Genomic DNA, 12,191 nt, shown 5'->3' on the forward strand with positions numbered 1-12,191 from the left:
GCCGGGCTTCGGACACGCGGGCCTATTTGCCCTCCGTGTCCTGCCAGTCCTTCGGCAGGTTGGGCTCCTGCACGAGCGGTGCAAGGAGAACCTTGCCGTAGATCGGGCCATGGCGCCTGCGCTGTTCAGGGTCTTCCTCGAAGGAAAGCGCGTACTGGCCGATCTGATGGAAATAGGTCAGCCGGGCACGCACAAGGCTTTCCTCCGGGCCGTAGCCCATGGCGCGAAAGGCACGCTGAAGAAGCGTGATGCGCAGGTCGTCCATGGCCGCCACTTCTCTGCCGAGCGCTTTGGAGGTGCGTGACCAGTCGCGTACGGCAAGATCCAGCAAGGGGCTGAAGGGCTTTTCGTCCACCCAGATGTGAACGATCTCTGTGAAGAACTGCAGGCCATCGATGTCGGTGACGTCGCGCTTTGCCTCGAAGGGCGCGCAGTTCGCGCGGCGCCATTCGTTCAGCAGTTCGTCGTGGAGATCCTTCAGGCTGGAGAAGTGAAAATAGAAACTTCCGCGCGTGACCTTGAAGTGACGGGCGAGCCGGTCGATCTTGACCTCGGCGATGCCGCGTTTTTCCAGGACCTTGCGCGCGGCCTTGACCCAGGCCTCGCGGCTCAGCGTCTGGCGCGGTGAGGACTTTGGGTCCGAGGCGGGTTTTGCATTCGTCTTTCTTGCCAACGCTGTCTCCACTTCGGATAGGTTGCCGGGCCCGGGCCAGGCAGAACTCAAAATTGGACCATAGCGACCCGGCTTCCGCTAGCAGAAGTTGCGCACGCGGTCATCCCATGCCTTATGGGAGTGCGCTGATGCGCTCGAGCATCAGGTCGAAGAACGGCACCGGTTCGATCCGCCGCAGCACATTGACGTTCTTCTCTTTCCCGGTGACGTGCCACCAGTCGACGACGGTCATGCCGATGGTCTCGGATGACGAAATATCGACGGTCACGTAACACTGGCGCTGTTCATAGATATTTGGGGAAAGCAGATAGCCCGTCACGCAGGCATCGTGGATCGGCCGCGCCTGGTGGGGAATTTGTGATCGCCATACTGGCAATAGAATTCAGCCATGTTGGCGGCTTCCAGGGCCGCGCGGCTGCCCGTGGCGCGCAGGGTTCCAAGCCACTCCGGTGTCATCTGCGCCGTGTAGGTGCAGTCAATCGGCGCCATGGTGACCGGGACGCCCGAATGGAACACTTTGTGAGCTGCATGTGGATCGACGAAAATGTTGAACTCCGCCGCAGGTGTCGCATTCCCTCCTTCGAAGAAACCGCCCCCCATCAGCACCACTTCGCAGATGCGCGGGACGATACGCGGCTCCATGGTCATGGCCATGGCGAGGTTGGTCATCGGTCCAAGCGTGCATACGGTGATCTCGCCTTCGGGCGCGGCCATGATCGTGCGCACCATCCAGTTGACTGCATGCTCGTCCTGTACGGGGGTTGCCGGTTCGGGCAGTTCCGCGCCGTCGAGGCCGGTCTCGCCATGGACGTATTCCGCTGTCATCAGCTTCTTCACCATTGGCGCCGGGCACCCCGCGAAGACGGGGACGTCCGGGCGTCCCGCCAGTTCTACGACCTTGAGTGCGTTTTTTGTGGTCAGCGAAAGAGGCACGTTGCCGCCGACGGTTGTGATGCCGACCACTTCAAGGTCTTCAGGGGAACCCAGGGCGAACAGGATTGCAAACGCGTCGTCCTGTCCCGGGTCGGTATCGATGATGATTTTCCGTGGCGCCATGCTCGTTATCCAATTCCGTCTGCTGCGGCTATTGCCGACCACAATCTGATATGCATAAATACAGTACTGTATGGTATCTTCAAGCTGGGATGGTGGTCATGTCAACGAGTACACGCGGCGAGTTCTCCGAAATTCCTGTTCTCGACGTCTCCGGTCTCTATGGAGGCGATGAGGACGCGGTGCGCGCGGTTGCTTCAACTCTGCGCGGTTATCTGGAGAATATCGGCTTCCTCTATATCGTGGGCCATGAGATTTCTCAGTCCGACATCGAGGCCGTGCGTGAGGCGAGCAAGCAGTTCTTTGCTCTTCCGGAAGAGGAAAAACTGAAGCTGCGGATCGACAGGAACTTCCGCGGCTATCTGCCTTTTGCCGGTTCCACGATCGTTACCTCTTCGGTTGCCACCGTCAGCAAGCCGAACCAGAGCGAATCGATTTTCTTCATGCACGAGGTCGATGCAAACGACCCGCGTGTTGCTGCAGAAAAGCCGCTGCAGGGGCCCAACCAGTGGCCGGACGCCGCGCTGCTGCCGGAGTTCCGTGAGACCATCGAGCGCTATGTCGCGCAGATGACCACGCTGGCCCGCAAGATGGTCGGTGCAATTTCAATCTCGCTCGGTTTGTCGCCGGACGAACTGAACGCCCATTTCGACGATCCGACAACCTTCCTGCGGCTTCTGCACTATCCCACGCAGAAGGCGGAAGAGGGGCTTTTCGGCTCTGCGCCACATACGGATTATGGGTTCATAACGCTGCTCGCGCAGGATGACGTCGGGGGACTTGAAGTGAAAAACAAGGCCGGAGACTGGGTGCCGGCGCCGCCGATCGCCAATTCCTTTGTCATGAATGTGGGCGACATTCTCGCCCGCTGGTCGAACGACGTCTTCGTTTCCACGCCGCACCGCGTGATCAACCGTTCGGGCCGCGAGCGCTATTCGCAGCCCTTCTTTTTCGACCCGTCGATGGAAGCTCTGATTGAAGCCCTGCCGGCCTGCGTCGCGGAAGGTGCCGCAGCGAAATACGAGCCGGTGCTCTATGGCGATTATCTGATGGAGCGGATCGACAAGAACTACCATTACCGCAAGAAGCAGGCAGCCCAGGAGAGCGCTGCGCGCTGACAGGCGGGGGTGATACGGCCTGACGGTCCCAAGGGACGCCAGGGCCGTTTGCAAAGGGTTATGCAGCCGAGCTTCGGCATATAAGAATGGATTGAGAGGAGAACGGGTATGAACAGGCACCTTAAGCAACTCGCAGGCGCTGGCTTCGCCGCCCTGCTTGGCGGGTGGAGCGTTTCGGCGATGGCTGCCGATGTTTCGAAATCGCCGGAGGTCGAAGAGACGGGCAAGCTGACGGTCGCAAACACGATCGACTTTGCGCCATTCGAATATCTCGATGCCGATGGTAAGCCGACCGGCATCATCATCGAACTGGCCGGCGAAGTCGCCAAACTTGTGGATGCCGAGCTTGATGTTCAGCGAACCCCGTTCCCGTCGATGATCCCGGGTCTGGCTGCCGGTCGCTTCAAGATTGCCTGGGAAACCTTCTCGGCCAATCCGGATCGTTTGAAACAGGTCGATTTCGTGATGTTCATCAAGGCCGGCATTGCCGCCTCCACATCACCGGAGAAGAAGGACGAGTTCACAGGGGAACTGCCCCTTTGCGGCAAGCGTGTCGGCGTTTCGGCCGGCAGCGCGTCCGACTTCCTGGTCGACAAGCTGACCGCCGAATGCACGGAGAAGGGGCTCGAGCCCATCGACAAGTCGGTGTTCAATTCCTCAACGGACATTATCCAGGCGGTGCTTGCCGACCGCGTTGATGCGCGTATGGACGATGCGACCGCCTCCAGCTATTTCGAGGTCACGAGCAAGGGCCAGCTGGTCGTGCTGCCGACGCTCTATGACGTTGCGCCGCTCGGCCTTGCCATCGCCAAGGACGACAAGCCGACCGCCGACATGATGGTTTCGGCCCTTTCCGAACTGTTCGAGAATGGCACCTACCAGTCTATCCTCGAGAAATACGGAATGGGCGCCTATGCGATCAAGGAACCCTATTTCGTCGGTGACATGGAAGCGCTGCGGGCCGAGTAGTCGGCCCATAGCGTCATTGCAGTGAATTTGGAGAAACGATGAGCAAGGTCGACGCGAGCGAAACTCGCCCCCAGCCATCCTCCCTGGTCGCGGATGTCGACCGTCTCGTCGTGGTGCCGCGCCGCAACTATGGCATATGGATCGGTACGGCACTCACCCTGGTGCTCTCGTTCTTCATACTGCGCGCTTTCGCCGTGAATCCGGCTTTTGGATGGGAGACAGCCGCAGGCTATCTCTTCCATCCCTCTATCATGCGCGGTCTGCTGAACACGCTGATCCTTACCGTGGTGATCATGGCGCTGGCCATCATCATTGGTACGGTGGTGGCGGTCATGCGGGTTTCTCCGAGCCCCGTCCTGCGTGGTTTCGCAGGGGCTTATGTGTGGTTCTTTCGCGGTGTCCCGGCGCTGATCCAACTCATCTTCTGGTTCAATCTGGCGCTTCTGGTCCGCGAGATTTCGCTGACGCTGCCGTTTGTCGGCGAGGTGTTCTCGATCCGCACAAATGACTTCATGACGCCGTTCTTCTCTGCCGTTGTCGCCCTGTCGCTCTGTGAAGCGGGATACATGGCCGAGATCATCCGCGCGGGCATCAAGTCGGTGCCTTCGGGGCAATCGGAAGCAGCAAGCGCGCTCGGCATGCCCTACCGCAACATCCTGAAGCGCATTGTCCTGCCGCAGGCCATGCGTTTCGTCGTGCCGCCCACGGGCAATGAGGCGATCAATCTTCTCAAGATGACCTCGCTCGTGACCTTTATCGCGGTCGATGACCTTTTCTATTCGGCGCAGTCAATTTACGCGCGCACCTTCGAGACCATCCCGTTGCTCATCGTGGTTGCGGTCTGGTATCTCGCGGTTGTCTCCATCATGTCGGTGGGGCAGCACTTTCTGGAGCGCCATTTCGGCCGCAGCGAGACCCGGACGGATTCATGGGCACTGCGCGTCATTCGCAGTGCATTCGGATCCCGCGCCAAGGAATTTTCAGCATGAGCAACACGCCAAGCGAAAATCGCGCGCGCTTTGGCGTGCCGGAAAACTCCATGGTGTTTGCCCGCGGCGTGCGCAAATCCTATGGTCCGCTTGAGGTGCTGAAGGGCGTGGACATCGATGTACCGGCCGGTTCGGTTGCATGCATCATCGGCCCGTCCGGCTCCGGAAAAAGCACGTTTCTGCGCTGCATCAACCATCTGGAAAAGCTCACCGGTGGCATTCTTCTCGTCGATGGCGCCTTTGTGGGGTACGACCTGCGTGACGATCGTCTCTACGAGGTGAAGGACGACGAGCTTTGCCAGCGGCGCGCCGAGATCGGCATGCTGTTTCAGTCCTTCAATCTGTTCTCTCACATGACGGTGATGGAGAATCTGGTCGAAGCGCCCATCCATGTGCGTCGGATGCCGGCGGAACAGGCAAAGGCTGAAGCTCTCGAACTGCTGGCGCGCGTGGGGCTGTCCGACAAGGTCGACCGGTATCCGCGAGAATTGTCAGGCGGTCAGCAGCAGCGCGTGGCCATCGCCCGGGCCATGGCGATGAAGCCCAAGGTGCTTCTTTTTGACGAGCCCACTTCCGCACTCGACCCCGAGCTTGTGGGTGAGGTTCTGCAGGTGATGCGTGATCTCGCCGAAGCCGGCATGACCATGGTCGTTGTCACCCACGAGATCGGCTTCGCCCGCGAAATCGGCGATCAGCTTATTTTCATGGATGGCGGCGTGATCGTCGAGCAGGGCGATCCGCGTGAGATGATCGCCAACCCGCAATCGCCGAGGACGCGGGAGTTCCTCTCAAAGGTTCTCTGAGGGGCCGCCTTTCCGAAGCACGTTCTGTCCAGGGCGGGTCACCATTCAGCGATTGATCCGTCCTCGTGACGCCACACAGGTGCGCGCCAGCGGTGCCCGATCTCTGTCTGCTTTCGCACAAAATCCTCGTTCACCCGAATGCCGAGGCCGGGCCCCCTGGGGATTTTGAGAAAACCATCCTTGAGTTCAAAACCATGGCCTGGCTCGAGATAGTCGGCCATGTCCTGGGTGGCATTGTAGTGGATGCCGAGGCTCTGCTCCTGAATGAAGGCATTGTGGCATACGGCATCCACCTGCAAACAGGCGGCCAGCGCGATCGGTCCCAACGGGCAATGCGGTGCAAGGGCGACATCATAGGCTTCGGCCCAGTGTGCAATGCGCAGCATTTCTGAGATCCCGCCGACATGTGCGGTGTCCGGGTTGATTACGCTTGCTGCCCGCTGTTCGAACACCGGCTTGAAGTCGAAGCGCGAATGCAGCCGCTCGCCGATGCACAGCGGGATCGACGTTTGCCGGGAAAGATCGGCCAGCGTGCCGATATGAGCGGAATCGACCGCGTCTTCGATGAATATCGGCCTTAGATGCTCTATCTCCTTCAGCAACTGCTTCGACATGGGCGCGTGAACGCGGCCGTGGAAATCGAAGGCGAGATCCATCTCGGTACCGACCGCAGAACGCAGATCCGACAATTGCCGGACGACGCCATCCAGCTTTTTATAGCTGTCGATGATCTGCATTTCGGCACAGGCATTGAACTTGCAGGCAGTGAAGCCGCGATCCATCAGGTCTTTCGCGCCGGCGACGAGATCCGAGGGGCGGTCGCCTCCGATCCAGCAATAGCTGCGGATCCTGTCGCGGACAGCACCACCCAGGAGGTCGTGAACGGGAGCGTTGTAATATTGCCCCTTGATGTCCCATAGCGCCATGTCGATGCCCGACAGGGCGCTCATCAGAACCGGGCCTCCCCGGTAGCAGCCATTGCGGTAGAGCATGTGCCAGATGTCTTCGATCCGCATGGGATCGGCGCCGATCAGGAAATCGGAGAACTCCTCGATCTTGGCAGCAAGCGTTGCCGCATGGCCTTCAAGAACAGGCTCGCCCCAGCCGGAAATGCCCTCGTCCGTCTCGATCTTGAGAAAGAGCCACCGCGGCGGAACCAGGAACGTGGTGAGTTTGGTGATCTTCATGAAAACGTGTCTTTTCCCGTTATGGCTTGACGGACCGGGCCGCGCTCACATCGTGCTTTGCCTTGGCGATCAAGGCGAGGGCGAGTTTGCGTGCTCCTTCCGCGTCCCTCAGGCGCAGCGCCTCGACCAACGCGCCGTGCTGGCCGATTGATTCTTCGAGGTTTTCTGCCGAATGCGCCGAGGTGGAGAGCATGAAGTTCAGCGCCGGATCCATGAGCGCGCCGAACTGCTGGAAAATGCGGTTGTGGCTGGCTTTTAGAAGGTGCTCATGAAACACGATGTCTGCGGCGATGAAGGCCTCGACATCGTTGCCGGCAGCCGCCATCGCCTGCCACGCCGCTTCAATGTCTGCGATCTCCTGCATGGTGGCGCGTCGGGCCGCCAGCTCAGCGGCCATCGGTTCGATGGCACCGCGCGCTTCCAGAATGCAGTCCACAAGTCCCATCCTGTCGAGATTGGGGCCTATCCATTCGAGAACCTGAGTGTCCAGAATGTTCCATTCATCCTGTCTGCACACGATGGTACCAATGCGTGGGCGGCTCACCACCAGCCCTTTCGCCTGAAGGATTTTCAGCGTTTCGCGAATGACCGTGCGGCTGACGCCGTATTCTTCGCAGAGATCGTTTTCACGCGGCAGGTTCGTCCCCTCGGCGAATTTTCCAGAAAAGATGTCCCGGGCGATGGATTGAGCGACAGACAGGCGGACGCGCGGTCTCGTTGATCTGCCTGCTGGGACTTCCATGGTCGAAACGGTCACTGTCCGGTTGCCTCCGCATTGTTGCCCGCCCGCTTTTGACAAAGCCGAGCTTGGATTTTGTCGGCAGTCATGGCCGTCTTTCGTGCGTTGTCAAACCAGTATCATTATTTATCATACAAATGCAATTGACTAATATGATGATTGGACGTAATTTTCCCACGCTCTCAGGAGGGCGTCGCAGAGCAACAGGGAGGTTCTCATGCGCTTTTTGAAAACTGCAGCGATGGCTGCGATTGCCGGCACGCTTTTGGCCGGGTCGGCGCTGGCCGATGACGTGAAGATCGGATTTCTGGTCAAGCAGCCGGAAGAGCCGTGGTTTCAGGACGAGTGGAAATTCGCCGATATCGCAGCTTCGGAAAAAGGCTTCACGCTCGTCAAGATCGGTGCCGAGGATGGCGAAAAAGTCATGTCCGCCATCGACAATCTGGGCGTTCAGGGCGTGCAGGGGTTTGTCATTTGCACGCCTGATGTGAAGCTTGGGCCGGGCATCGTCGCGAAGGCGGCGGCCAATGGTCTCAAGCTGATGACTGTCGATGACAGGCTGGTCGGTTCCGATGGTGAGCCTCTCGCCGATGTGCCCCACATGGGTATTTCAGCCGTGAAGATCGGCGAAACGGCGGGTGAAGCCATCGTCGCCGAAATCGAGAATCGTGGCTGGGACATGACCGAGGTAGGTGCGATCCGGGTGTCCTATGATCAGCTCCCGACGGCGGTTGATCGGGTTGAGGGTGCTATTGCCAAGCTTAAAGAGGCAGGCTTTCCGGAAGCCAACATCTTCGATGCGCCGCAGGCGCGCACGGACACCGAAGCCGCTCTCAACGCGGCGACCGTGGTTCTGAACAAGAACGCGGACATCAAGCACTGGGTCGCCTTCGGTCTGAACGACGAAGCCGTTCTTGGCGCGGTGCGGGCTGCCGAAGGCGTGGGCATCGGAGCGGACGCCATGATCGGTGTCGGTATCGGCGGTGCGGATTCGGCGATCAACGAATTCAGGAAGCCCGAGCCGACCGGCTTCTTCGGAACTGTGATCATTTCGCCAAAACGCCATGGCTACGAAACCGCGCTCAACATGTATGACTGGATCGTTGACGACAAGGAGCCGGAGAAGCTGATCCTGACGTCCGGCGCTCTGGCCCTGCGCGATAACTATCAGGACGTGCGCAAGGACCTTGGCATCGAATAGGCAACTGTTCGTGTAGCGCCGGCGCGTGAGCCGCGCCGGCGCCCTTCTTCCCGCCCGTGAGGGCGGGTTTCCGACACTGGCTATGCTTTGGAGGAAGCCGGCTTTATGTCTGCCTATCTCGAATTCTCCGGCATTTCGAAGAGTTATCCTGGCGTCAAAGCGCTTTCCAACGTCTCCTTCGGGGTTCGGAAGGGGGCGGTTCACGGGTTGATGGGAGAAAACGGAGCGGGGAAATCCACCCTGATCCGCATTCTCTCCGGTGACGCCGCTGCCGATGAGGGCACGGTGCGCCTCGATGGCGAGACGCAGCACTATCAGTCGACCCGCGATGCTTTCGATGCGGGCGTGGTGGTCATTCACCAGGAACTGCAGCTTGTGCCCGGGCTCACCGTTGCAGAAAATCTCTGCCTTGGACGGTTTCCGGCAACCGGCGGCGTGATCGGTTTCAGCGCCATGTATGAGGATGTCCGGCGCAAGCTCGAGCTTGCCGGCATCTCGGTCGATCCGACGCGCAAGGTTGCAGAGCTTTCCATCGGCGAACGTCAGATGGTGGAAATCGCCAAAGCCGTCATGCTCGATGCCCGCGTGATCGCACTGGATGAACCAACCTCCTCGCTTTCCTCACGCGAGAGCGAGATCCTCTTTTCCCTGATCGACAGGTTGAGGGAGGATGGCCGCGTCATACTCTATATCTCACATCGACTGGACGAAGTCTTCCGCCTCTGCGACAGCCTTACGGTGCTGCGTGATGGCCGGCTGGCGGCGCACCATGAGACGATCAAGGGGGTGACGCGAGATCAGATCGTGTCCGAAATGGTCGGGCGGGAAATCAGCGACATCTGGGGGTGGCGCTCTCGTCCCGTCGGGGCGGTCGAACTGGAAGTGGACAGTGTTCATGGCGAAAAGCTGCCTGTTCCTGCCTCCTTCGAGGCGCGTCGGGGTGAAATCCTCGGCTTTTTCGGTCTGATCGGGGCAGGTCGCTCGGAGCTGTTGCGCATGATCAGCGGTGCCGATCCGCGCGCCGGCGGCCATGTGCGTGTCGGTGGCGTGGAGATCGCCTCCGGCCAGCCGGCGGAGGCGATCCGCAAGGGGGTCGTTCTGTGCTCCGAGGACCGCAAGTTCGACGGCATCATCCAGGGCCGTTCGCTCGAAGAGAACATCCTTATCTCTTCGCGCCGGCATCTGACACGCTTCGGTGTGCTGGATCTGCGCCAGGAAGGGCAGGTGGCCGAAACCTTCCTGAAAAAACTCAGGGTGCGCACGCCCTCGCGCAAGCAAGACATCATCAACCTGTCCGGCGGAAATCAACAGAAGGTCATCCTGTGCCGCTGGCTCTCGGAAAAGGGTGTCAGGGTTCTGCTCGTCGACGAACCGACGCGCGGTATCGATGTCGGCGCCAAATCCGAAATCTACGACATTCTCTATCAACTCGCGGAGGAGGGGATGGCCATCGTCGTCATCTCCAGCGAACTGCCCGAAGTCATGGGCATTTGCGACCGTATCCTCGTGATGTGCGAAGGGCGCATCAGCGCAGAGATCGAGCGGGCTGACTTCAACGAACAATCCATCCTCGCCGCCGCGCTGCCGGACGAGGTGACCGCCGCGTCGGTCGGTTAAGAGGCTTCACGATGACGACTTCCATCAAAAAGCTCATCCTGGGCGACCAGGGACTGCTTGTAATCTTCATTCTCGCCTTCGCGCTCGTGTCGCTGACGGTCCCCAACTTCCTGACCGAACGCAACATGCTCGGTCTTTTGCAGTCCGTGGTTACCGTCGGTGTGATCGCCTGCACCATGATGTTCTGTCTCGCGGCGCGGGATTTCGACCTGTCCGTCGGCTCCAACGTCGCTTTTTGCGGCATGGTGGCGGTTATGGCGTCGAATGCGACCGGCTCCATCTTTCTGGGCATCCTGACGGCGCTGGCTGCGGGCGCGCTCGTCGGGCTTTTCAATGGCGTGGTCATCGCCAAATTCCGCATCAACGCGCTGATCACGACGCTGGCAACCATGCAGATTGTGCGCGGGCTTGCGCTCATCTCGTCGGATGGGCGGGCTGTGGGCATCGACGATCCCGGTTTTTATCAGCTCGCCCTGTCCAGGTTTTTAGGCGTGCCGACACCGATCTGGGTTCTGGCGGCGCTGTTCGTCGTCTTCGGCTTTGTCCTGAACCGCACGGTGTTCGGCAAGAACACGCTCGCCATGGGCGGCAATCCCGAGGCTTCGCGGCTTGCGGGCGTCAATGTCGACTGGATGCGAATCTGGATTTTCACCCTGCAGGGATTCATCTGCGCGGTGGCTGGCATCCTGCTTGCCTCCCGCATCACATCCGGCCAGCCCAACGCGGCGACGGGGCTTGAGCTTTCGGTGATATCGGCCTGTGTTCTGGGCGGCGTATCGCTGGCCGGCGGCCGCGCGACGATGACCGGCGTAATCGTCGGTGTGATGATCATGGGCATAGCGAGAACGTCATGAACCTTTTGAACATTCAGGCCTTCTATCAATATGTCGTGCGTGGGTTCATCCTCCTGCTCGCAGTGCTGCTCGACAATATGCGGTCAAGCGCGATCGGGCGGCGTTGATTCAAAGGGGGGCTGTTTGAACAAGAGGTCTGGCCGGACGTGCAGGAAACGGGCGGCAGCGCATTGGATACGGGGAGGCATCGCATGACATCCGGACAGGGGCGGCTGAGCGGCAAGCGCATCTTTTTGACAGGTGCTGCCCAGGGCATAGGCCGGGCCATCGCCGAAGCCTGCCTGCGGGAAGGGGCCTCTCTGTTTCTGGTGGACCGGGACGCGTCGCTTCTGGAGCAGACGGTTGGCGAACTCGGTGCTCCCGACGGGCGGCTCGCCCATGCCGTTGCCGACATCTCGGATGCCGCGGCCATCCGGGATGCTGCCGGCGAGGCCGGGAAGACCATCGGCGTTCCCAACGCACTCATCAACAATGCCGGTGTCAACGTCTTCCACGAACCGCTTGAGACCGACGATGAAGAATGGGCGCGCTGCTTCGATATCAATCTGAAGGGGGCATGGCATTGCTGCTGTTCGCTGCTTCCCGGCATGATTGAGGAGGGGGGTGGCGCCATTCTCAACATTGCCTCGACCCACAGTTTCACGATCATTCCGCATACGTTTCCCTATCCGGTGGCCAAGCACGCGCTTCTGGGCATGACGAAAGCGCTGGCGCTGGAATATGCGGGCAGGGGGGTGCGTGTGAACGCCATCGCGCCGGGCTATGTGGAGACACAGAAAAACGTCGATTACTGGAACAGTTTTCCCGATCCAGCGGCTGCGCGCGCCGAGACGCTGGCCATGCATCCGGGCGGTCGCATAGCAACGCCCGGCGAGATCGCCATGCGTCGGTTTTCATGATTTCCGACGAATGTCCCTTCATGAATGCCGCCTGCCTCGTTATTGATGGTGGCCTGAGCGTTTTGCAGCATCCGGCCTGAGTTCATTTT

9 protein-coding genes and 3 pseudogenes are annotated in these 12,191 nt (G+C 60.0%); 8 read left to right on the forward strand and 4 right to left on the reverse strand.

The window, feature by feature from the left end:
- Nucleotides 1-22: 22 nt before the first annotated feature.
- Both JCM21793_RS00435 and JCM21793_RS23325 read right to left on the reverse strand, forming a co-directional pair.
- Nucleotides 23-673 (reverse strand): TetR/AcrR family transcriptional regulator, encoded by a 651-nt coding sequence (locus tag JCM21793_RS00435; protein WP_025029113.1) that lies wholly within the window; start codon nt 671-673, stop codon nt 23-25.
- A 112-nt stretch (nt 674-785) separates the two neighbouring features.
- Nucleotides 786-1,729 (reverse strand): annotated as a pseudogene (locus tag JCM21793_RS23325) (nucleoside hydrolase).
- 98 nt (nt 1,730-1,827) lie between these two features.
- Between JCM21793_RS23325 and JCM21793_RS00445 the strand changes: the two are divergent.
- The 4 genes from JCM21793_RS00445 to JCM21793_RS00460 all read left to right on the forward strand — a co-directional run bounded on the left by JCM21793_RS00445 (nt 1,828) and on the right by JCM21793_RS00460 (nt 5,605).
- The gene (locus JCM21793_RS00445) at nt 1,828-2,844 is read left to right on the forward strand and encodes an isopenicillin N synthase family dioxygenase (protein ID WP_007008669.1); all 1,017 of its coding nucleotides are present in this window, start codon (nt 1,828-1,830) and stop codon (nt 2,842-2,844) included.
- A 108-nt stretch (nt 2,845-2,952) separates the two neighbouring features.
- The gene (locus JCM21793_RS00450) at nt 2,953-3,813 is read left to right on the forward strand and encodes an ABC transporter substrate-binding protein (protein ID WP_007008670.1); all 861 of its coding nucleotides are present in this window, start codon (nt 2,953-2,955) and stop codon (nt 3,811-3,813) included.
- Nucleotides 3,814-3,851: 38 nt separating this feature from the next.
- The gene (locus tag JCM21793_RS00455; protein ID WP_025029114.1) at nt 3,852-4,802 is read left to right on the forward strand and encodes an amino acid ABC transporter permease; all 951 of its coding nucleotides are present in this window, start codon (nt 3,852-3,854) and stop codon (nt 4,800-4,802) included.
- Nucleotides 4,799-5,605, forward strand: coding sequence for an amino acid ABC transporter ATP-binding protein (locus JCM21793_RS00460; protein ID WP_025029115.1), 807 nt, complete (start codon nt 4,799-4,801; stop codon nt 5,603-5,605). Before JCM21793_RS00455 ends, JCM21793_RS00460 begins: the two co-directional genes overlap by 4 nt.
- A 38-nt stretch (nt 5,606-5,643) precedes the next feature.
- Here the strand turns inward: JCM21793_RS00460 and dgoD are convergent, their stop codons facing one another.
- Together dgoD and JCM21793_RS00470 are read right to left on the reverse strand one after the other, a co-directional pair.
- On the reverse strand, nt 5,644-6,792 hold the full coding sequence (gene dgoD / locus JCM21793_RS00465) for a galactonate dehydratase (protein WP_025029116.1): 1,149 nt from the start codon (nt 6,790-6,792) through the stop codon (nt 5,644-5,646).
- A 19-nt stretch (nt 6,793-6,811) separates the two neighbouring features.
- Nucleotides 6,812-7,534: a FadR/GntR family transcriptional regulator gene (locus tag JCM21793_RS00470; RefSeq protein ID WP_036539206.1), complete on the reverse strand. Its 723-nt coding sequence runs from the start codon at nt 7,532-7,534 to the stop codon at nt 6,812-6,814.
- 214 nt (nt 7,535-7,748) lie between these two features.
- Between JCM21793_RS00470 and JCM21793_RS00475 the strand changes: the two genes are divergently transcribed.
- The 4 genes and pseudogenes from JCM21793_RS00475 to JCM21793_RS23335 all read left to right on the forward strand — a co-directional run bounded on the left by JCM21793_RS00475 (nt 7,749) and on the right by JCM21793_RS23335 (nt 12,182).
- Entirely contained in the window at nt 7,749-8,732 is a 984-nt protein-coding gene (locus tag JCM21793_RS00475; protein ID WP_007008675.1) for an arabinose ABC transporter substrate-binding protein, read from the forward strand.
- A gap of 105 nt (nt 8,733-8,837) precedes the next feature.
- Complete coding sequence (gene araG / locus JCM21793_RS00480; RefSeq protein ID WP_025029117.1) at nt 8,838-10,349, forward strand: L-arabinose ABC transporter ATP-binding protein AraG; 1,512 nt, start codon at nt 8,838-8,840, stop codon at nt 10,347-10,349.
- An 11-nt stretch (nt 10,350-10,360) separates the two neighbouring features.
- A pseudogene (gene araH / locus JCM21793_RS23330) lies at nt 10,361-11,310 on the forward strand (L-arabinose ABC transporter permease AraH).
- 84 nt (nt 11,311-11,394) lie between these two features.
- A pseudogene (locus tag JCM21793_RS23335) lies at nt 11,395-12,182 on the forward strand (SDR family oxidoreductase).
- The last annotated feature ends 9 nt before the right edge of the window (nt 12,183-12,191 follow it).

This window comes from Nitratireductor aquibiodomus NL21 = JCM 21793 (genome assembly GCF_000615975.1).
GTDB classification, from domain to species: Bacteria; Pseudomonadota; Alphaproteobacteria; order Rhizobiales; family Rhizobiaceae; genus Nitratireductor; species Nitratireductor aquibiodomus.